Annotated in this window: 19 protein-coding genes; 11 read left to right on the top strand and 8 right to left on the bottom strand. The window is 72.1% G+C overall.

Annotated elements, in window-relative coordinates; genetic code table 11:
• Nucleotides 1–254: 254 nt before the first annotated feature.
• The gene (locus tag AB0E24_RS12435; RefSeq protein WP_359376536.1) at nt 255–1,952 is read left to right on the top strand and encodes a sensor histidine kinase; all 1,698 of its coding nucleotides are present in this window, start codon (nt 255–257) and stop codon (nt 1,950–1,952) included.
• 660 nt (nt 1,953–2,612) lie between these two features.
• Nucleotides 2,613–3,458 carry a hypothetical protein gene (locus AB0E24_RS12430; protein ID WP_069861132.1) on the top strand — a complete coding sequence of 282 codons (846 nt, stop codon included), beginning with the start codon at nt 2,613–2,615 and terminating at the stop codon, nt 3,456–3,458.
• 103 nt (nt 3,459–3,561) lie between these two features.
• Here the strand turns inward: AB0E24_RS12430 and AB0E24_RS12425 are convergent, their stop codons facing one another.
• Nucleotides 3,562–4,452: a Cof-type HAD-IIB family hydrolase gene (locus tag AB0E24_RS12425; protein ID WP_269788774.1), complete on the bottom strand. Its 891-nt coding sequence runs from the start codon at nt 4,450–4,452 to the stop codon at nt 3,562–3,564.
• A 263-nt stretch (nt 4,453–4,715) separates the two neighbouring features.
• Between AB0E24_RS12425 and AB0E24_RS12420 the strand changes: the two genes are divergently transcribed.
• From AB0E24_RS12420 to AB0E24_RS12390, 7 genes are all read left to right on the top strand, one after another.
• Nucleotides 4,716–5,624: an LLM class flavin-dependent oxidoreductase gene (locus AB0E24_RS12420; protein ID WP_359376532.1), complete on the top strand. Its 909-nt coding sequence runs from the start codon at nt 4,716–4,718 to the stop codon at nt 5,622–5,624.
• 159 nt (nt 5,625–5,783) lie between these two features.
• Nucleotides 5,784–6,692 (top strand): zinc metalloprotease HtpX, encoded by a 909-nt coding sequence (gene htpX / locus AB0E24_RS12415; protein ID WP_069861126.1) that lies wholly within the window; start codon nt 5,784–5,786, stop codon nt 6,690–6,692.
• A 3-nt stretch (nt 6,693–6,695) separates the two neighbouring features.
• A complete protein-coding gene (pspAB, locus tag AB0E24_RS12410) occupies nt 6,696–7,280 on the top strand; it encodes a PspA-associated protein PspAB (RefSeq protein ID WP_069861124.1) in 585 nt (194 codons plus the stop codon).
• 250 nt (nt 7,281–7,530) lie between these two features.
• Complete coding sequence (locus tag AB0E24_RS12405) at nt 7,531–8,643, top strand: ABC transporter ATP-binding protein (protein ID WP_079258249.1); 1,113 nt, start codon at nt 7,531–7,533, stop codon at nt 8,641–8,643.
• The gene (locus AB0E24_RS12400) at nt 8,633–9,532 is read left to right on the top strand and encodes an ABC transporter permease (protein ID WP_069861122.1); all 900 of its coding nucleotides are present in this window, start codon (nt 8,633–8,635) and stop codon (nt 9,530–9,532) included. The genes AB0E24_RS12405 and AB0E24_RS12400 overlap by 11 nt, the downstream gene beginning before the upstream one ends.
• Complete coding sequence (locus tag AB0E24_RS12395; RefSeq protein ID WP_069861120.1) at nt 9,529–10,455, top strand: ABC transporter ATP-binding protein; 927 nt, start codon at nt 9,529–9,531, stop codon at nt 10,453–10,455. The genes AB0E24_RS12400 and AB0E24_RS12395 overlap by 4 nt, the downstream gene beginning before the upstream one ends.
• A 15-nt stretch (nt 10,456–10,470) precedes the next feature.
• Nucleotides 10,471–11,199, top strand: coding sequence for an ABC transporter permease subunit (locus tag AB0E24_RS12390; protein WP_069861118.1), 729 nt, complete (start codon nt 10,471–10,473; stop codon nt 11,197–11,199).
• Between the two features lie 240 nt (nt 11,200–11,439).
• On the opposite strand, the gene AB0E24_RS12385 is transcribed toward AB0E24_RS12390, so the two are convergent.
• The 4 genes from AB0E24_RS12385 to AB0E24_RS12370 all read right to left on the bottom strand — a co-directional run bounded on the left by AB0E24_RS12385 (nt 11,440) and on the right by AB0E24_RS12370 (nt 15,501).
• Nucleotides 11,440–12,732: a CynX/NimT family MFS transporter gene (locus tag AB0E24_RS12385; protein ID WP_099014296.1), complete on the bottom strand. Its 1,293-nt coding sequence runs from the start codon at nt 12,730–12,732 to the stop codon at nt 11,440–11,442.
• Between the two features lie 65 nt (nt 12,733–12,797).
• Nucleotides 12,798–13,508 (bottom strand): FadR/GntR family transcriptional regulator, encoded by a 711-nt coding sequence (locus tag AB0E24_RS12380; RefSeq protein WP_079258247.1) that lies wholly within the window; start codon nt 13,506–13,508, stop codon nt 12,798–12,800.
• Nucleotides 13,509–13,639: 131 nt separating this feature from the next.
• Entirely contained in the window at nt 13,640–13,876 is a 237-nt protein-coding gene (locus tag AB0E24_RS12375) for a hypothetical protein (protein ID WP_359376526.1), read from the bottom strand.
• A gap of 80 nt (nt 13,877–13,956) precedes the next feature.
• On the bottom strand, nt 13,957–15,501 hold the full coding sequence (locus AB0E24_RS12370) for an MFS transporter (protein WP_147965851.1): 1,545 nt from the start codon (nt 15,499–15,501) through the stop codon (nt 13,957–13,959).
• Between the two features lie 177 nt (nt 15,502–15,678).
• On the opposite strand from AB0E24_RS12370, the gene AB0E24_RS12365 reads away from it, so the two are divergent.
• Nucleotides 15,679–16,683, top strand: a complete 1,005-nt coding sequence (locus AB0E24_RS12365; RefSeq protein ID WP_069861107.1) for an Lrp/AsnC family transcriptional regulator — start codon at nt 15,679–15,681, stop codon at nt 16,681–16,683.
• A gap of 201 nt (nt 16,684–16,884) precedes the next feature.
• Nucleotides 16,885–17,334: a phospholipase gene (locus tag AB0E24_RS12360; protein WP_069861105.1), complete on the top strand. Its 450-nt coding sequence runs from the start codon at nt 16,885–16,887 to the stop codon at nt 17,332–17,334.
• On the opposite strand, the gene AB0E24_RS12355 is transcribed toward AB0E24_RS12360, so the two are convergent.
• From AB0E24_RS12355 to serS, 3 genes are read right to left on the bottom strand one after another with little or no spacing between them, the layout of a single operon-like run.
• Nucleotides 17,318–17,506, bottom strand: coding sequence for a hypothetical protein (locus AB0E24_RS12355; RefSeq protein ID WP_359376523.1), 189 nt, complete (start codon nt 17,504–17,506; stop codon nt 17,318–17,320). The two genes, AB0E24_RS12360 and AB0E24_RS12355, sit on opposite strands and share 17 nt — an antisense overlap.
• A 60-nt stretch (nt 17,507–17,566) precedes the next feature.
• Nucleotides 17,567–18,400 carry an HAD family hydrolase gene (locus tag AB0E24_RS12350; RefSeq protein ID WP_359376520.1) on the bottom strand — a complete coding sequence of 278 codons (834 nt, stop codon included), beginning with the start codon at nt 18,398–18,400 and terminating at the stop codon, nt 17,567–17,569.
• A complete protein-coding gene (serS, locus tag AB0E24_RS12345) occupies nt 18,397–19,677 on the bottom strand; it encodes a serine--tRNA ligase (protein WP_069861103.1) in 1,281 nt (426 codons plus the stop codon). The genes AB0E24_RS12350 and serS overlap by 4 nt, the downstream gene beginning before the upstream one ends.
• Nucleotides 19,678–19,932: the final 255 nt, after the last annotated feature.

The raw sequence follows: 19,932 nt of genomic DNA, 5'->3' as shown, positions 1-19,932 counted from the left end.
TTGGGCAGGTTCTGTGTGGCTGATGCCGCGGGGCCCGCGACGGCCCGGCCCGGCGCCCGTGGGTGCCGGGCACGGGGCGCCCACCAGGCCCCGTCGGCGGGTCCTCACGGGCCTGCCGACGCGGCGCCCAGCGCCCCCGGCCACGGCGGGGCTCCGTGGCGTCGGCCCGTCGTGCCACAGGCGCCGCCAAAGTCCACCGGACAGGGCCTGGCACGGCAGGGCGTTCATCCGCCGCATTCATTAGGCTCGACGGCATGGCGGCCGCTGCCCCCTCCCCCGACCCTCTGGACGTGGCCGCGGAGGCGACCCGCGGTCTGCGAGGGCTGTCCACCGAGCTCACGGCCCGGCTGCCGCGGCTGCTCGAGGCGATGCGCGCGCTCGGCACCGGGCCGGACGCGCACACCGTCCTCGACCGGATCGTCCGCACTGCGGCCGAGCTGGTGGGTGCCCGCCGCGCCGCGATCGGGGTGCACCATGCCGAGGGCGACGCGGCCGCGGGCCAGGGGGGCCTGGCCGATGTGGTCACGTACGGCGAGACCGAGGCCGACCGGGAGGGGTGCGCGGAACTGCTCGCCGAGGCGCGCCGCACCGGGGTGCCCTCGGCCGCCGGGCCGCAGGGCTCGTATCTGGCCGTTCCGCTGCGGGTGGGGGAGGAGACCTTCGGCACCCTCTGCCTCGCCGGGAAGCGGGACGGCGGTCCGTTCACCGAGTCCGACCGGCATCTGGTCGAGGTGCTGGCGACCGAGGCGGGGATCGCCATCGGCCACACCCGCGTCCAAGGGGCCACCCGGCAGCGCGAGCGCTGGATCGAGGGGGCGGTGGCCGTCACCCAGGCGCTGCTGTCCGGCGGCGCCGGGGACAGTGCCGGAGGCGGGATGGGCGGCGGGCCGTCCGTGGTCGCCGAGAAGGTCCGGGAGCTCGCGGACGCGGCGGTGGGGATCGTGCTGCTGCCGGAGGAGGGTGGCGGCGGGCTGAAGGTCGCGGCGGTGGCCGCCGACGAGCCGTCCGGGCTGCTCGGCACGGCGCTTCCGGCCCGCTCCCCGGCCGTGCCGAGGCTGCTGGCCGGGCAGCCGGTCCTCATCGAGGATCCGGCCGCCGACCCGCTGCTCGGCACCAGCGCCCCCGGGCGCTACGGGCCGAGCCTGATGGTGCCGATGAGCAGCGGCGACCGGGTGCTCGGCGCGCTGGCCACCGCGCGCGAGCGCGGCGGCCGCCCGTTCACGGCCAGCGAGCGCGCTCTGGCCGCCCAGTTCGCGGCGCAGGTGGCGATCGCGCTGGTGCTCGCCGAGGCGCAGCGCGACCGGGAACGGCTCGTGGTCCTCGAGGAGCGCGACCGGATCGCCCGCGATCTCCACGACCTCGTGGTCCAGCGGCTCTTCGCGGCCGCGATGCTGCTGGAAAGCGCGGAACGCCGGTCGGACGCGCCGGAGGTGCGGGCGCGGATCGAGCGGGCCGTCGAGGAACTCGGCGCCACCATCCAGGAGGTGCGGACGGCGATCTACGCGCTCCAGCAGGCCCCGCCCGAAACCCCGGCCGGGTTGCGCGGCCGGGTGCTGCGCGAGGTCAGGGCGGCCGCCGTACCGCTGGGCTTCCAGCCGTCCCTGACCTTCGTGGGCCCGGTGGACGACCAGGTCGGCCCGATGACCGGCGCCCATCTCGTCGCGGCACTGCGCGAGGCGCTGTCCAACGCCTTCCGGCACGCCCGGGCACAGCGGATCGAGGTGGTCGTGGACGCCACGGCTCGGCTCGCGGACGGGCGCCCGGCGGTCCGGCTGACGGTCGCCGACGACGGCGTGGGCGTGCCCGCGGGCGGCCGGCGCAGCGGCCTGGCGAACCTGGCTCGGCGGGCCGAGGCCCTGGGCGGATCGAGCGCCTTCGGCCCCGGCCTGGGGGAGGGCGGTCGCGGCACGGCGGTGACGTGGGAGGCACCACTACCTGGCGAGGGCGCTTGATGGGGTTTTGTGTGTCTCGCTAACGTTTTGGGTGCTTGAGGGGCTGACGTGGCGAGCCTCACGCGGCTGGGCGCTTGAGGGCGCTGGTATGGCCCCTGGGCCGCCGAGCATCTGACGAGACCGCCGCGCGCCCTATGGCCGCTACGAGCCTGACGGGCGGCCGCGCGGCTGTGCGCCGCATGGCGCCGGGTGCCTCGCGGGCTGCTGCGGACTCCATGCCGCTTGGCGGCTCATGGCCGCTATGCGCTTGGCCGTCGCTGTGTGTCGGACGCCGCTATGCGCCTGACGGGCGGCTGTGTGCCTCGTGTCGAGGACGGCCGGGTGGCAGTCCCACCCTGAAGGTGCCGGTGGTCATGAGGCGCTCGACGGGGCCGCCGTGGGCCTCGTGCCGGTCATCCCGATGGGCGCCTGACGAGGCCGCTGCGCGCCTCACGGCCGTTACGCGCCTGACCGGTCGCTCCGCGTCTGACACGCCGCCCCGGGGCGGCGTTTGTCGCTCGGGCGGCTCAACGGCTCACCTACGCGGGCCAACTAGCGCCTCGTCAGAGTGCGGGTCGTGGTGGCCGACGGTGGGATGAGCCTCGCGGGCCGTTCGGTCCTTCGTATCCCATCGCACTCCGCGACAGATGTTGGCCCGATCGCGGGGAAGGAAGTCATGACGTGAACAGCCAGAGTCCCACTCCCAAGCGATCCCGGACGCGTCGCCGGGTCCTGTTCGCCACCGTCACCGCGGCGGCCCTCATCGGACAGGTGATGACCCTGTCCCCCGCCGCCCAGGCGGATGACACCACGGGCGGCGGCTTCGGTCGGCCGAAGCCGCCCAAGCCGCCGGCCATCATCCACGGGATCCAGGAGTTCACCGCGGACGGCACCTTCACGCCTCCCGCCGGTGTCACCTCGGTGCACATCCAGGCGTGGGGCGCGGGCGGCGGTGGCGGCGGTGGTGGCGGTGGTGCCAGCGCGACGCTGACCGGCGCCGGTGGTACCGGTGGGGGTGGCGGATCCGGCGGCTTCACCTGGTGCGTCATCCCGGTCACGCCGTTCGCCAGCTATGCCGTGGACCTGGGCACCGGTGGCACCGCCGGCACCGCAGGTCCGGGTGGCCCCGCGGGCGGCAACCCCGGTGGTGCCGGGGGTACCGGTGGCAACGGTGGGGCGACCACCCTGACTTCCTCCAGCGGGGTCCAGCTCATCGCCGGCGGCGGTACGGGCGGTACCGGCGGTGGCGGCGGCACGGCCGCCCCGGGCACGCCGGGCACCGGCGGCACCGGTGGCACCGGCGCCTGCAACAGCCTCTCCGTGGTGAACCGCACCGGTGAGAACGGGGCTTCCGGCGCCGACGGCGGCGAGGGCGGCGACGCGGTCGACGGCATCGTCGAGCTGCCCCCGACGAACACCAGCGCGGGCGGCGACGGCGGCGTCGGCGGCCCCGGTGGCAACACCCCGGGCAGCGCGGGCTCCGCCGGCACCGCCGGTGGCAACGGCTACCTGGTCTTCTTCTGGTAAGCACGGCCGTGTGAACCCGCCGCCCCCCGGTCCGGTGGCCGGGGGGCGGCACAGCGCGCTCAGCCCGTCAGGATCGGCCCGTCAGGGTCGGCCCGTCGGCTCGTCAGCCCGCCAGCATCCGCTCGATGACGGCGGCGACGCCGTCCTCGGTGTTGCTCGCCGTGCGGTGGGTGGTCGCGGCGAGCACATCCGGATGGGCGTTGGCCATCGCGTACGAGGTGCCCGCCCACATCAGCATCTCCAGGTCGTTGGGCATGTCCCCGAACGCCACGACATCCGCGGCCGAGATCCCGCGCTCGGCGCAGCACCGGGCCAGGGTGCTGGCCTTGCTGACCCCGAGCCCGCTGACCTCCAGCAGGGCGGACGGGCTGGAGCGGGTGAAGTCGCCGTGGGCCCCGGCCACCGAGCGGGCCAGCTGGAGGAAGGCGTCGGGCGCCAGCTCGGGGTGGTGGGCGAGCAGCTTGAGGACCGGCATGTCGGCGTGGGCGAACCCGTCGTGGAGCAGCTTCTCGGCGGGGGCGACGATCGCGCCCGGGTCGAGGTGGAACGGCGGGTACCGCGGTTCGTAGAAGATCCCGCCGCTGCGCTCGATCGCGAAGGTGGTGCCGGGGGCCGCTTCGCGCAGCGCCTCCACGACGGCGAGGGCCCGGTCGGTGGCGAGCGGGCGGACCTCGATCGGCAGCCCGCCCTGGTGCAGATCGACCACGGCGGCGCCGTTGGCGCAGATCGCCAGGCCGTGGCCGTGCACATGGGCGCTGACGACATCCATCCAGCGGGCCGGGCGGCCGGTGACGAAGAACACCTCGATGCCCGCGCGCTCGGCCGCCACGAGCGCCGCCACGGTGCGGTCGGAGACCGTCTTGTCGTCCCGCAGCAGGGTGCCGTCGAGGTCGGTGGCGATCAGCCGGGGCCGGGCCGGGGCGGGGCGGGAACGCTCTGTGGCCGGGGTGTTCGGCCGCTCGGTCGCAGGAGTCACGGCAACATCCTCCCGCATATGCCACTCATCGGTGAGGGGCCGGTGCCGGTGCGCGGTGCCCGTAGGCGTCCCGCGCCCTGCGCGCTCGTACGCGTCCCGCGGTGCTGGTGAGGTGCTAGTAGTGAGGTGAGGTGCTAGTAGTGAGGTGAGGTGCCGTTGGGGTGCTGCTGCGCGTCCTGCGAGGCTCGTTCGCGGCCTGTGGCGCGCGTGGTCGCCCTGCGCTGCGGTCCCGGGCGTCCCGCGGGTGCGGCGTTGTCACACCCACCGCTTAGGGTCGCGGTATGCGAGTGAGCACCGTGATCCTGCCCGTCCACCGCTGGTCCGAGAGCGGCCGGGAGATATGGCAGCGCGCCGAGGAGCTGGGTTTCCACGCCGCGTACACCTATGACCACCTGTCCTGGCGCAGCTTTCGCGACGGACCCTGGTTCGGGGCGGTCCCCACGCTGACGGCGGCCGCGGCGGCCACCTCGCGGCTGCGGCTGGGCACCCTGGTCACCTCCCCGAACTTCCGGCATCCGGTGACGCTGGCCAAGGAGCTGATCACGCTGGACGATGTGTCCGGCGGGCGGATCACGCTCGGCATCGGCGCGGGCGGCTCCGGCTTCGACGCGACGACGCTGCTGCGGGGCGGTGAGGAGCCGTGGTCGCCCCGGGAGCGGGCGGACCGGTTCGGCGAGTTCGTCGAGCTGCTCGACCGGCTGCTGACGCACGACGTGGTGACGTACGAGGGCACGCACTACAGCGCCCACGAGGCGCGCAACGTCCCCGGCTGTGTGCAGCGGCCGCGGCTGCCGTTCGCGGTGGCCGCCACCGGTCCGCGCGGGCTGCGGCTCGCGGCGCGACACGGCCAGGCGTGGGTGACCACGGGCGATCCGAAGATCTCCGAGACCGGCACCCCGGACGATTCGCTGGCTGCCATCGGCGGTCAGATCGAGCGGCTGGGCCGGGCGTGCGCGGAGGCCGGGCGGGACCCGGGCGAGCTCGACAAGATCTTGCTCACCGGTTTCACCCCGGAGGCGGCGGGGCCGCTCAGCTCGGTGGACGCGTTCGTGGAGTTCGCCGGACGCCATGCCGAGCTGGGCATGGACGAGATCGTGCTGCACTGGCCGATCCCCGATTCGATCTTCGCGGCCGACCTCGGGGTCTTCGAGAAGATTGCCTTGGAGGGCGCGGCGCAGATCACCGAATAGCAGATCACCGAAACCGAATAGCAGATCACCGAATGCAGATCACCGAATAAGGGACCAGGGACGCGGCGCGGATCGTCCGATAAGCGGCAGAATCGGGTATAGAGCCTTTGGCGCCATCGGTACAGAGCCCTTGGCGTCGCGTCACTGGGGAGGCACCTCATGCCCCGTACCCGCTATGCCCCTGACCGGGGGCTGACCACTCGCATGGTCACGACGATGTTCTTCATCGGGCTGCTCTACGTGGTCTTCATCGGTGTGCTGCTCGCCGTGTTCAAGGGCGCCTGGCCGCTGATCGTGATCATCGCGGGAGGGCTGTTCGTGGCGCAGTTCTGGTTCAGCGACCGGATCGCGGCGTTCAGCATGGGTGCCCGGGAGGTCACCCCGCAGCAGGCCCCCGAGCTGCACGGTGCGGTGGACCGGCTGTGCGCGCTCGCGGACATGCCCAAGCCGCGGGTGGCCATCGCCGACACCGATGTGCCGAATGCTTTCGCCACCGGGCGCAACCAGCGGAACGCGCTGGTGTGCGCCACCACGGGGCTGCTGCGCCGGCTGGAGCCGCAGGAGCTGGAGGGCGTGCTCGCCCATGAGCTGTCGCATGTGGCGCACCGCGATGTGGCGGTCATGACCATCGCCTCCTTCCTCGGCGTGCTGGCGGGCATCATGACCCGCGCGGCGCTGTGGGGCGGGCTCAGCCGCGGCAGCCGCAACAACAACGTGGGCATCGCGGTGCTGCTCATCCCGCTGATCAGCGCCGTGGTCTATGCGATCAGCTTTCTGCTGACCCGGCTGCTGTCCCGCTACCGCGAGCTGTCCGCCGACCGCGCCGGTGCGCTGCTGACCGGGCGGCCCTCGGCGCTCGCCGCCGCGCTGACCAAGGTGACGGGGCAGATGGCCCGGATCCCGACCCGGGATCTGCGCAAGGTCGAGCCGTTCAACGCCTTCTTCTTCGCGCCCGCGCTCTCCGGCGAGAGCGTCAGCCGGCTGTTCTCCTCGCATCCGACGCTGGAGCGGCGGCTCGACCAGCTCGGCCGGATCTCCGCCCAGCTGGGCCAGGCGGGAAGGGGCTGAGGCGTGAGGTTGTGGGACGCCATCCTGGGCCGCAGCAAGCCGGCGCGGCCCGACCTCGACCGGCTCTTCGGGCTTCCGGGGGCTGCGGTCACCCTGGAGGCGGGGGCGGGGTTCACCTCCACCGGCCGGGGCTCGGTCTGCTTCGCGAGCGTGGAGGGCGGCGCCTTCTCCCAGCTCCAGCGGGACGTCCGGGAGCTGCTGGACGCGGATACGGACCGGGGCGGGATCCCCGTGGAGTTCAGCCAGGACGCGTACGGCTACACCTGGCTGCTGGCGCGGCAGGCGCCCGACGACGTGGCCTCCCTGGTCAATGATGTGCACGCGGTCAATTCGCTGCTCCAGGACGGGGGGTTCGGCCCCCAGCTGCTGTGCTCCCTGATCGGCTTCCAGGACACGTCGGGCCGCTCGCTCGCGCTGGTGTATCTCTACAAGCGCGGCACCTTCTACCCCTTCGCACCGCTGCCGGGCGCCGTGGAGAAGCGGGACAACGCGCTGGAGCTCCAGATGCGGGCGCTGCTCGGGGACGATCTGCGGATCGAGGAGGACCTGAGCCGCTGGTTCCCGGTCTGGGGCGCACCGGGTCTCTAGCGCCTTTGGAGACGCCGTCTCCGCCGTGGCTCCGGCCGTGGTCGTCTCGGCCGGTCCGGCCGCCGTGGCGGCGCTGGCGGTTCAGCGCCCGGTTCGTACTTCCGGCCTGTTCACCGCGTCGTACCCAGGATGGGCACGAGTCCGCGACCGGCCGCAGACCGGGCATAAGGCCACGGAACGGCTGTGGATACCCGCGGTAACCCCCTCCGGTCGGGCCCCGCCCCCTACGGGCGCGTCAGACCCGAGGACGATGCGAATCCGACCGTCTGGAGGGACGCCGCCTGTGTCCGGGCCCACTACCGTCGAACGCGTGACTGTGATCGCCACCGAAAGTCTGAGCAAGCGGTTCCCCCGCGTCACCGCGCTCGACCGGCTGTCCGTAGACATCGCACCAGGGGTCACCGGCCTGGTGGGTGCCAACGGCGCCGGTAAGTCCACGCTGATCAAGATCCTGCTCGGGTTGTCCCCCGCCAGCGAGGGCCGCGCTTCCGTGCTCGGTCTCGATGTGGCCAAGGACGGCAGCGCCATCCGCGAAAGCGTCGGATACATGCCCGAGCACGACTGCCTGCCGCCCGATGTCTCGGCGACCGAGTTCGTCGTCCACATGGCGCGCATGTCCGGGCTGCCGCCCTCCGCCGCCCGTGAGCGCACGGCCGACACCCTGCGCCACGTCGGGCTGTACGAGGAGCGGTACCGCCCCATGGGCGGCTACTCCACGGGCATGAAGCAGCGGGTCAAACTGGCCCAGGCCCTGGTGCACGACCCGCGCCTGGTCCTGCTGGACGAGCCGACCAACGGACTGGACCCGGTCGGCCGCGACGAGATGCTCGGGCTGATCCGCCGCGTCCACACCGACTTCGGCATCTCGGTGCTGGTCACCTCGCATCTGCTCGGCGAGCTGGAGCGCACCTGCGACCACGTCGTGGTCATCGACGGCGGCAAGCTGCTCCGTTCCAGCTCCACCAGCGACTTCACCCAGGCGACGGCCTCGCTCGCGGTCGAGGTGACCGACACCGCCGACCACCCGGACGGCACCACGGCGCTGCGCACCGCCCTCGACCGGGCCGGGCTCACCGTCCAGCCCGCCGGCCGCGGCGCCGACGGGGCGCCCGGCTCCGACCATGTGCTGCTGGTCGACGTGGTGGGCGAGGAGACGTACGACACGGTCCGCGACACCATCGCGGGACTCGGCCTCGGCTTGGTCCGCATGGAGCAGCGCCGCCACCGCATCGCGGAGATCTTCCGGTCCGACGACGAGGCGGAGGCCACGGACGCCGTGGAAGCCGTGGACGGCACGAGAGCGCCCGGAGCACCGGCCGCCGCAAGCGCACACGGGAAGGGGGGTGCCGTCGATGCCGCCTGAGACCGTGACCCAGCAGCGCGCCGACGTCATTCACAACATCGGCTACCGCCACTACGACGGCCCGCGCCTCGGCCGCGCCTACGCCCGCCGCTCGCTCTTCACCCAGAGCCTGCGCGGTGCCTACGGCCTCGGCCGCTCGGCGAAGTCCAAGGTGGCGCCGATGCTGCTGTTGGCCGTGATGTGCATGCCCGCCGCGATCATCGTCGCGGTGGCCATCGCCACCAGCGTGGACGAGCTCCCCGTCAAGTACACCCGCTACGCGATCATGCTTCAGGCCGTCATCGGCCTCTACACCGCTTCCCAGGCGCCGCAGTCCGTCTCCCGGGACCTGCGCTTCAAGACGGTTCCGCTCTACTTCTCGCGCCCCATCGAAACGATGGACTACGTGGTGGCCAAGCTGGCCGCCATGGCCTCCGCGCTCTTCATCCTCACCGGTGTGCCCCTGCTGATCCTCTACGTCGGCGCACTGCTCGCCAAGCTGGACTTCGCCGATCAGACGAAGGGCTTCGCACAAGGACTGGTCTCCGTGGCTCTGCTCTCGCTCCTCTTCGCCGGCATCAGCCTGGTGATCGCCGCGCTCACCCCGCGCCGCGGCTTCGGCGTCGCCGCCGTCATCGCCCTGCTGACCATCTCCTATGGCGCGGTGTCCGCCGTCCAGGCCATCGCCTGGGACCAGGGCAACTCCGGCCCGGTGAGCTGGATCGGGCTGTTCTCGCCGATCACCATCATCGACGGCGTGCAGACGGCGTTCCTCGGTGCCACCTCCTCCTTCCCCGGCGGGGTCGGCCCCGGCACCGGCACCGGGCTCGTCTACGTCCTCGTTCTCCTCGGCCTGATCGCCGGCTCGTACGGGCTGCTGATGCGCCGCTACCGGAAGGTCGGCCTGTGACCACGATCGCCATCGACAACGTCTCCCGCTGGTTCGGGAACGTCGTGGCCGTCAACGACGTGACCATGAACATCGGCCCCGGTGTCACCGGGCTCCTCGGCCCCAACGGCGCCGGCAAGTCCACCCTCATCAACATGATGGGCGGCTTCCTGGCCCCCTCCACCGGATCCGTGACCCTCGACGGCGACCCGATCTGGCGCAATGAGCAGGCGTACCGCCACATCGGCATCGTCCCCGAGCGCGAGGCGATGTACGACTTCCTCACCGGCCGTGAGTTCGTGATCGCCAACGCCGAGCTGCACGGGCTGCCCGATCCGCGTGGAGCCGCCCGTAAGGCGCTCGACACGGTCGAGATGGACTACGCGGGCTCCCGGAAGATCGCCACGTACAGCAAGGGCATGCGCCAGCGCGTGAAGATGGCCTCCGCGCTGGTGCACGAGCCGTCGGTGCTCCTCCTGGACGAGCCGTTCAACGGCATGGACCCCCGGCAGCGGATGCAACTGATGGATCTGCTGCGGCGGATGGGCGCGGAGGGCCGCACCGTGCTGTTCTCCTCGCACATCCTGGAGGAGGTCGAGCAGCTGGCGGCGCATATCGAGGTGATCGTCGCCGGACGGCACGCCGCCTCCGGCGACTTCCGCAAGATCCGCCGGCTGATGACGGACCGTCCGCACCGCTATCTCGTACGGTCCAGCGACGACCGCGCGCTCGCGGCCGCCCTGATCGCCGACCCGTCGACCACCGGTATCGAGGTCGACGCGAGCACCGGCGTCGACGGCGGACTGCACATCCAGGCGGTGGACTTCGCCCGCTTCACCGAACTGCTGCCCCGGGTCGCCCGTGACCAGGGCATCCGGCTTCTCACGGTCTCGCCCTCCGACGAGTCCCTGGAGAGCGTCTTCTCCTACCTCGTCGCGGCCTGAAAGGAGCCCACAGCGATGTCCTCGCTCTACCACCCCACCGTCGCCCGGCTCACCTACCGGGCCCTGCTCGGCCGCCGCCGCGCGCTGATCCTCTTCACCCTCCCCGGGCTGCTGCTGATCATCTCGCTCGCCGTACGGCTGCTGACCGGATCGGACGACGGCACGGCCGACGCGATCCTCGGCGGCTTCGCCATGGCCACCATGGTCCCCTTGATCGGCGTGATCGCCGGTACGGGCGCGATCGGCCCGGAGATCGACGACGGCTCGGTCATCTATCTGCTCGCCAAGCCGGTGAAGCGGCCGACGATCATCGTCACCAAGCTGATCGTGGCCATCGGCGTCACGGCCGCCTTCTCCGCGATCCCCACCCTGCTCGCGGGCTTTGTACTGAACGGCAACGCCAATCAGCTGGCCGTCGGCTACGCCGTCGCCGCCGCCGTGGCCTCGGTCGCCTACAGCGCGGTCTTCCTGCTGCTGGGCACCGTCACCCGCCACGCGGTGATCGCGGGCCTGGTCTACGCCCTGGTGTGGGAGACGTTCTTCGGCAGCGTGGTCGCCGGGGCCCGCAAGCTCAGCGTCCAGCAGTGGGCGCTGGCGCTCGGCCAGAAGGTCGCGGACGGCGATGTGATCACCTCGGATGTCGGCCTGGCGACCGGCGTCATCCTGCTGCTGGTCGTGACCGTGGGCGCCACCTGGTACGCGGGCCGCAAGCTGCGCTCGCTGACACTCGCGGGGGAGGAGTGACCACCCGCATGAGCTGACGCCCCGGCGGCCTGGGGCCCGTACGGGGTTTATCCGGGGGCTGCCGCAGAAGGCCGCCGGGAGTTCGTGCCCGCCTTACGGTCGCCACCGCGCCGGGACGGTGGAGCGGCCCCGGTTGTCTCCCCGGTGGCGGCGGTCGTCGTGACGGCCGCCGCCGCGGTGTGTCCGGGGTTGCGCCGGTCTGATCCAGGGTGGCGGTCACGGTGTGAGAACGTGAGCGGCTCAGGCCCGGATCTTGCGGTCGCGGCCCGCGCCCAGGCCCAGCACCACCAGCGCCCCGCACACCGCCAGCATCAGTGTGAGCGGCAGCCCCCAGCCGCCCGTGGTCTGGTGCACCACGCCGAGCGCCAGAGGGCCCACAGCGGCCAGCAGATAGCCCCAGGTCTGCGCCATCCCGGACAGCCGTGCCGAGGTGTGGGCGTCCCCGGTCCGCAGCACCATCATGGTCAGCGCGAGCCCCACGGACCCGCCCTGTCCGACACCGATCAGCGCCGCCCACACCCACGCCCCGGCGACGGGAGCCACCAGCAGGCCCGCCATACCGGCGGCCATCAGCGCGGCGACCACGACGGCCAGCATCCGCTGGGCGCGCATCCGCCCCGCGAGGGTGGGCACCACGAACGAACCCACCATCTGCAACATGGTGCTGAACGCGAACACCAGCCCGGCCGCGCTCTTGCTCATGCCATGGTCGGTGAAGATCGTCGGCAGCCATGCGATACAGACGTACGCGATCGACGATTGCAGCCCCATGAACAGCGTGACCTGCCAGGCCAGCGCGGAGCGCCCCAGCCTCGGCCCCGCGTCCGGCGTCGTCCTCACGGGCGTCGCCGCGGGCTCACGGTGGTGCGTTCCGCGCCGTGCGAGCACCGTCTGCGGTATCCAGACCAGCGCCGCGACGGCCGCCAGCAGCGACCAGGAGGCGAGCGAACCCCGCCAGCCGCCGAGCGCGTTCTCCAGGGGCACGGCGGAGGCGGCGGAGACCGTCGCCCCGCCGATCATCGAGGTGGTGTAGAGGGCCGTCATCCCGGCGGCCCGATGCGGGAAGTCACGCTTGACCAGGCCCGGCATCAGCACATTCAGGAACGCGATTCCGCTGCCGACGAGGGCGCCCCCGGCGAAGAGCGCCATCACCGGCGGCGCCACGCGCAGCAGTATGCCGCCGAGCAGCAGCACCAGCGCGCCCAGCAGCACCGCCTCGGTGCCCCAGCGCCGGGCGAACCGGGCCGCGAAGGGCGAGGCCAGGCCCATGAAGATCAGCGGAATGGTCGTGACCAGGCTGCCCATGGTCGCGGACAGCCCGAAATGGCCGCTGATCTCCCCGAGCAGCGGGGAGACCCCGGCGAGCGCGGCCCGCATATTGAGCGACGCCAGCACGATGCCGATCAGGAGCAGAGCGGGGTGGGCCCGCAGGGCGCGCCGCGCGACGGCCACCTCGGGGGTCGGCCGCAGATCGGTCTCGGCGTCCACGAGCAGGGGTTCGGCCGCGGGGCCGGGGGTGTGCGGGCGTGCCAAGAAGAACTCCGTTCCATGGTGCTCAGATGAGTGAGGCGGTGGTGGATGAGGCCCGGCGAGCGGACTCAGCCGGTGGCGAGCAACGCCTCGATGGCGCGTTTCGGCGCCTCCAGCAGGGCCCGTGCCGCCGCCTCGGCGGCCGCGGGGTCGCCGGAGGCGATGGCCTCGACCAGGGCGCGGTGATCGGCGGGGACGATGCTCGGCACCTCGCGGTCGCCGAGCGAGGCCACCAGTGAGTCGCGCACCGAGCTGCTGAACCAGCCGTAGGTCGCGCTCAGCGCGGCGTTGTGCGCGGCGTCCACCACGGCGGTGTGGAACTCGAGGTCATGGGCCGCGTGCAGCTCATGGTGGCCGGACGCGGACTGCTCCCCGGCGTCCTCGAACGCCTCGAGCGACTCCAGCGCCGCCCGCATCCGCCGCAGATCGGCGGGGCTGTGCCGGAGCGCCGCCAGCCGCGCCCCCTCGGCCTCCAGCGCGATCCGCAGCTCCAGCACATCCCGGATCCCGGCGCGCCTCACATCCCGCATGACCTCGGCGGGGTCGGTCGTGGAGACCACGAAGGTGCCCTCGCCCTGCCGGGACTGGAGCATCCCCGCGTGTACGAGGACCCGGACCGCCTCGCGGACCGTGTTCCGGCCGACCTGGAGCTGTTCGGCGAGGGCATGCTCGGTGGGCACGCGGTCGCCTACCTTCCACTCGCCCTCGGCGAGCTGCCCGCGCAACTGCTCCACCACGGTGTCGACCAGCGACTGCCGTCCGGCCGCCCGCAACGCCATCCCTCTCGGCTCCCTCGCCCTCGATTCACCCGGTTGCCCAGTCATCCTACAACTCCTGCCCGGAAAGCCCGATGGGCGGGTCGTCACCCCGCGGCTCTGACCTGCAAGCCTTCCATAGGTCCAAAACGAACCTATGGGATCAGACCTCGGAGGATATGCATCCCGTTGCTCTGGAACTCCGCCCGATGCCGCTTGGCCAGACTCTTGACGGCTTCTTCTCCAACCTCGAAGTACTCCGCGACCATGCGTGTGGTGATATGCAACCCATCGGGCAGCATGGTCGGGATCTTGACTTTGTCGAGGACATCCGTCCGTTCGATGACGCTGTCGCGCAGCGCGCGCGACTCCGGGTTACTCGTGCCACGCACGTTGACGGACCCTGGCCTCAACGCCACGAGGGGCGGGCGCCGTCGGGCGCCCGCCCCTCGTTTCGTATGCCGCCCACGGCTCAGGCGTGGACCGGCTCCGTCGGGGATTTCTCGGTGGTCGGCTTCCGGGGCGGGCCGCCGGGGCCGCCGCGGACGACCGCGAGGACCAGCAGGCCCGCCGCCAGTGCCGCGATGCCGGCGATCACGCAGATGCGGTCGAGTCCGGCCGCGAAGGACTCGTGGACCAGCGCCCGTGCCGCGTCCGCGCGGGCCGGGGGCGCGGCGGCGATCACGGCGTCCGCGTGGCCGCCGCTGATGGCCTCGGCGGCCTGGCCGGCCGCCCGCGCCGGGACGCTGCCGCTGTCGTCGACCATGTCCCGTACCCGCGTCGCGAAGACCGTGCCCAGGACGGCGATCCCCAGTGCGTAGCCCAGTTGCCGGAAGGTGTTCACCGCGCCGCTGGCCATGCCCGCACGCTCCGGCGGGGCCGAGCCGAGGGCCGCCGAGACCAGCACCGGCATGGCCAGGCCGATCCCCAGCCCGGCCAGGGCCAGGCCCGGCGCGAAGGCCGTCCAGTCCGCGTCCGGGGTCACCATCGCCGCGTTGACCAGCGCGCCCGTGCCCACCAGCAGCAGTCCGCCGCCGAGCGTCCGACCGGGGGCGACCCGCTCCAGCAGCCGTCCGCCCGCCGCGCCGACGACCAGCGAGACGCCCGCCATCGGCGTCACCGCGAGCCCCGCCTGCACCGGGCTCATGCCCAGCACCGACTGGAGCCACAGCCCGGCGTAGGTGAGGTACGGAAAGGCCGCCGCCTGGAGCAGCAGGGCCGCCGCCATCAGCACCGCGAAGGTCGGGCGGCGCAGCAGCGCGAGGTCCAGCAGCGGCTGCCGCTTGCCGCGCTCGACCATGGCGAAGGCGAGGAGCGCGATGGCCGCCACCACCAGCGAGGCGACCGTGCCGGTGTCAGCCCAACCCTCCTCGCCGCCGCGCATCAGCCCATACGTCAACCCCCCGGCGCACACCGTGAACGAGGCGGCGCCCGGCCAGTCGATCCGCACCCCCGGCACGCCGCGCGACTCGTCGATGGAACGGACCGTGATCCACACCGCGATCGCCGTCAGCGGCAGGTTGACCAGGAAGATCGCCCGCCAGTCGACATACTCGGTCAGCACTCCGCCGAGCACCGGGCCGACCGCCGCGGCCGCCCCGCTCGTACCGCCCCACACCCCGAAGGCGATACCGCGGTCGCGTCCGGAGTACGTCGCCATCAGCAGCGGGGTGTTGGTGGCGAACATGGCCGCGGCCCCCAGCCCCTGGACGGCGCGGGCCGCGATCAGCACCCCGGCGTCCGGTGCCAGACCGCAGGCCAGGGAGGAGAGCGCGAACACGGCGAGGCCGACGAGATACAGCCGCCGCCGTCCGAAGAGGTCCGCCGCCGAACCGGCCACCATCAGCAGCGCGGCCAGCGCCAGCGCGTAGATGTCCATCACCCACTGGAGGGAGGTGAACGACGCGTCCAGCCCCCGCGCCACTTGGGGCAGTGCGGTGTTCACGATCGTGACGTCTATCAACAGCATGAAATTGCCGAGGGTGATGGCGGCGAGCGGCCACCATGATCTGCGCATGACTGACTCCGGGATCCGGCAACATTCCGGCGAGGGGATGTGGCACATTCCGACAAAGGGACGCGGTGGCCGGCCCCATTGGCGGTTCCCGCGACCCTTACGGTCGTCCCGGGCCCGGCCGCACCTCCAGCCGGCACCGCCCCGGCGGCGATATCCGACATCCGCTAGCTTTGTGCGGTGGAATCCGACGCGTACGACGACCTGGACCGCGCGCTGGTGCATGCCCTCCAACTCGACGGCCGGGCCCCCTTCAGCCGGTTCGCCGAGGTGCTGGGCGTCTCCGACCAGACCGTGGCCCGCCGCTACACCCGGCTGCGGACGACGGGAGCGCTCCGGGTGCTGGGGCTCACCGACCCGGCGGCGGTCGGTGAGGTGGTCTGGCTGGTGCGGGTGCGATGTCTGCCGGATGCCGCCCTGCCGGTGGCCGAGGCGCTGGCCCGGCGGGCCGACACCTCCTGGGTGCATGTCCTCTCCGACGGCACCGAGGTCGCCGCGGCGACACGAGTGGCGTCCGGCCGGGACAGCGACGCGCTGCTGCTGCGCAAACTCCCGCAGACCCCACGGGTGGTGGGGGTGAGCGCGCACTGCGTGCTCCATGAGTACTACGGCGGGGAGCAGAACCTGGTCAACAAGTCCGACGCGCTGACGGCCGAGCAGATCCGGCGGCTGCGCGCGCCCGTCGTGGACCGGTCGAAAGGCCCGCGCGGACCGGTGAGCGCCGAGGACCGCAAGCTGCTGGACGTCCTGGCGCGGGACGGGCGGGCTCCGCTGGCCGAACTGGCCGCCGCCACCGGCTGGTCGCAGTCGACGGTGCGCCGCCGACTGGCCGATCTCCGCGCGGACGGCACCCTGTACTTCGACGTCGTCTACACCAACCGGATGTTCCGCCAGACCGTCACCACCACGATATGGCTGTCGGTACGGCCGTCGGAGCTCGCCGCCACCGGGCAGCGGCTCGCCGACCACCCCGAGGTGGCGTTCGCATGTGCGACCACCGGAACCAAGAATCTGATGGCGTCCGTGGTCTGCGCCGATGTCCCGGCCCTCTACACCTATCTGACCACCCGTATCGCCGAACTCCCCTCCGTACGGGACATGGAGACCTCCCCGATCCTGCGCAGGATCAAGGGTCCGGGGCCGTTGCTCACCCCTCCTTCCCAGGTGCCCTGGCGCGCTTCCTGAACGGCCCGCGCGGCGGCTGTAGTTGGAGGAATCTCCGAAACTCCGGTGGTCGAACTCTGTTCATCTCTACGTCGATGTAGATCTTGACGGTTGTCAGGGACCTGGCGAACTCTTGGCGTGCGCTGGATCACACCGCGCCGCCCCCTCCCTTTGCCACAAGCGGTTGAGGGGGTGTCAGGAGTGAAAACGGAGGGAACCAGAATGCGTCGCCTCGTCACGAGTCTCGCCGCCACCGCGGTCACCGCGGCCGCCACCATCGCCCTGGCCGCACCCGCCCAAGCGGTCCCCGCGGACAAGCAGCAGGTCCTCGCCAGCTGGACCCAGACCAGCGCCAGCAGCTACAACACCTGGCTCGCGGCGCGGAACAACCAGGGCTCCTGGTCCGCCTACCAGTTCGACTGGTCCACCGACTATTGCAGCAGCTCCCCCGACAACCCCTTCGGCTTCCCCTTCCAGACCGCCTGCGCCCGGCACGACTTCGGCTACCGCAACCACAAGGCGATGGGCATCTTCGACGCCAACAAGGCGCGTCTCGACAGCGCCTTCTACGAGGACCTCAAGCGAGTGTGCGGCGCCTACAGCGGTGCCACCAAGACGTCGTGCGACGGTACGGCCTGGACGTACTACCAGGCGGTCAAGATCTTCGGCTGACCCGGCTGACCCGGCTGACCCGGCTGACCCGGCTGACCCGGCTGACCCGGCTGACCCGGCTGACCCGGCTGACCCGGCTGAACCAGCTGACCCGGCTGACCCGGCTGAACCTGCCGATCCCGCCACCCTGTCCCGGATCGGGCCCGTACGCCGCGGCCGAGGGTCCGATCACCGCTGCCGAGCCCGGATGCCGGGCGGTCCGCCGAGGCGGCCGCACCGGCATCCGGCCGGTTCACCGGCGCGCCGCTGGGAAGAGCCGCTCCAGCACCACGGCGATGCCCTCCTCCGTGTTGGAGGCGGTGATCTCGTCGGCCACGGCCTTGAGATCCCGGTGTGCGTTCGCCATCGCGACCCCGTGCCCGGCCCAGCCGAACATCGGGATGTCATTGGGCATATCGCCGAAGGCGATCGCGTCGGCGGCGGTCATCCCCAGCCGGCGCGCGGCCAGCGAGAGTCCCGTGGCCTTCGTCAGCCCGAGCGGCAACAGCTCCACCAGCCCGGCGCCTGCCATCGTCACCCCGACCAGGCCGCCGGCGGCCGTCCGGGCGGCGTCCGCGAGCGCGTCGTCGCCCAGCTCGGGGTGCTGGATGTAGAGCTTGCTGATGGGCTCCGACCACAGCTCGTCCGGGTCCGTGAACGACACCAGGGACATCCCCTCGTGGTCCATCCGGTACCCCTCGCCGAACAGCACCTCGCCGTCCAGCCCGTCGCGGGCCGCGGCCAGCGCCAGCGGACCGATCTCCGCCTCGAGCTTCGCCAGCGCCAGCTGGGCCACCTGGCGGTCCAGCGTGACGGAGGTCAGCAGCCGGTGCTCGCCCGCGTGGTAGAGCTGTGAGCCCTGGCCGCACACCGCGAGCCCCTGGTAGCCGAGGTCGTCGAGTATGTGCCGGGCCACCGGCACGGTCCGTCCGGTGACCACGATGTGCGCGGCGCCCGCCGCGGTGGCCGCGGTGAGCGCGTCACGGGTCCGCGCCGAGACGGTGTGGTCGGGGCGCAGCAGCGTCCCGTCGAGATCGGTCGCGATCAGTCGGTAGGGCAGCTCGTCGGTCCGTCCGGCGTTCGTCACCGCGCCGCTACCGGTTCCAGGACCTCGCGTCCGCCGAGGAACGGCCGCAGCACCTCGGGCACCCGCACCGAGCCGTCGGCCTGCTGGTGGTTCTCGAGGATCGCCACGATGGTCCGGGTGACCGCGCACAGCGTGCCGTTGAGCGTGGCCAGCGGACGGACCCGCTTGCCCTCGCGCATCCGGATCGACAGCCGCCGCGACTGGAACTCGGTGGTGTTGGAGGTCGAGGTCAGCTCGCGGTACTTGCCCTGCGTCGGGATCCACGCCTCGCAGTCGAACTTCCGCGTCGCCGAGGAGCCCAGGTCACCCGAGGCCAGGTCGACCACCCGGAACGGCAGCTCCAGCGAGGTCAGCCACTGCTTCTCCCACTCCAGCAGCCGCTGGTGCTCGGCCTCGGCCTCCTCCGGGGTCGTGTAGACGAACATCTCGACCTTGTCGAACTGGTGCACCCGGAAGATCCCCCGGGTGTCCTTGCCGTACGACCCGGCCTCCCGGCGGAAGCAGGAGGAGAACCCGGCGTAGCGCCGCGGCAGTGCGTCCGCCTCCAGGATCTCGTCCATGTGGTACGCGGCCAGCGGGACCTCGGAGGTGCCGACCAGGTAGAGGTCGTCCTTGTCGAGGTGGTAGACGTCCTCCGCGGCCTGGCCGAGGAAGCCGGTGCCCTCCATGGCCTTCGGCTTGACCAGCGCGGGGGTGAGCACCGGGGTGAAGCCCGCCGCGGTGGCCTGCGCCATCGCCGCGTTCACCAGAGCGAACTCCAGCAGGGCGCCGACGCCCGTCAGGTAGTAGAAGCGGGAGCCGGAGACCTTGGCGCCGCGCTCGGTGTCGATCGCGCCGAGCAGCTCGCCGAGCTCCAGGTGGTCCTTGGGCGCGAAGCCCTCGGCCTCGAAGTCGCGCGGGGTGCCGACGGTCTCCAGGACGGCGAAGTCGTCCTCGCCGCCGACCGGGACCTCCGGGTGGACGAGATTGCCCAGCCGGAGCAGGAGCCGCTGGGTCTCCTCGGCGGCCGCGTCCTGCTCGGCGTCGGCCGCCTTGACGGCCGCGGACAGCTCGCCCGCCTTCTTCAGCAGCTCGGCCTTCTCGTCACCGGCGGCCTTGGGGATGAGCTTGCCGAGCGCCTTCTGCTCGGCGCGCAGCTCGTCGAAGTGGACACTGGAGGACCTGCGCCGCTCGTCGGCGGTCAGGAGCGCGTCGACGATGCCGACGTCCTCTCCACGAGCGCGCTGGGAGGCGCGCACACGATCGGGGTCCTCACGGAGCAGGCGAAGGTCAATCACCCCCCCAGGTTACCGGTGTGACCTCGGGTGCTCGACGCGATATTCCTTTGCGTCCCGCTTTGCCCCCTTTTGGGGCTGTGGGTAAACCGGGGAATTCCTGTGATGGTCACCGTCAAGGAATGCCTGCGCATTCCCCGAAAAGGGGCAAAGGGGTGGCGCCGAGTCGACCTTCTTCCCGTGTGTCCAGGGTGAGTTGGGGGTTCGTTGTCCACAGGCACGGGGCGAATCCCAGAAGTTATCCACAGGCTGTGTGTG

Origin of the sequence: Streptomyces malaysiensis subsp. malaysiensis, from assembly GCF_040653035.1 — a bacterium.
In the GTDB taxonomy this organism is placed as follows: domain Bacteria; phylum Actinomycetota; class Actinomycetes; order Streptomycetales; family Streptomycetaceae; genus Streptomyces; species Streptomyces malaysiensis.
This window is presented reverse-complemented; position numbering and strand designations above follow the sequence as displayed.

Bases quoted from the DNA above. Each gene is read 5' to 3' on its own strand.
- AB0E24_RS12435 (WP_359376536.1), top strand. From the start codon at position 255: ATGGCGGCCGCTGCCCCCTCCCCCGACCCTCTGGACGTGGCCGCGGAG.
- AB0E24_RS12425 (WP_269788774.1), bottom strand. From the start codon at position 4,452: ATGCGGGAGGATGTTGCCGTGACTCCTGCGACCGAGCGGCCGAACACC.
- AB0E24_RS12420 (WP_359376532.1), top strand. From the start codon at position 4,716: ATGCGAGTGAGCACCGTGATCCTGCCCGTCCACCGCTGGTCCGAGAGC.
- htpX (WP_069861126.1), top strand. From the start codon at position 5,784: ATGCCCCGTACCCGCTATGCCCCTGACCGGGGGCTGACCACTCGCATG.
- AB0E24_RS12405 (WP_079258249.1), top strand. From the start codon at position 7,531: ATGCGAATCCGACCGTCTGGAGGGACGCCGCCTGTGTCCGGGCCCACT.
- AB0E24_RS12400 (WP_069861122.1), top strand. From the start codon at position 8,633: ATGCCGCCTGAGACCGTGACCCAGCAGCGCGCCGACGTCATTCACAAC.
- AB0E24_RS12390 (WP_069861118.1), top strand. From the start codon at position 10,471: ATGTCCTCGCTCTACCACCCCACCGTCGCCCGGCTCACCTACCGGGCC.
- AB0E24_RS12380 (WP_079258247.1), bottom strand. From the start codon at position 13,508: ATGGCGTTGCGGGCGGCCGGACGGCAGTCGCTGGTCGACACCGTGGTG.
- AB0E24_RS12370 (WP_147965851.1), bottom strand. From the start codon at position 15,501: ATGCGCAGATCATGGTGGCCGCTCGCCGCCATCACCCTCGGCAATTTC.
- AB0E24_RS12360 (WP_069861105.1), top strand. From the start codon at position 16,885: ATGCGTCGCCTCGTCACGAGTCTCGCCGCCACCGCGGTCACCGCGGCC.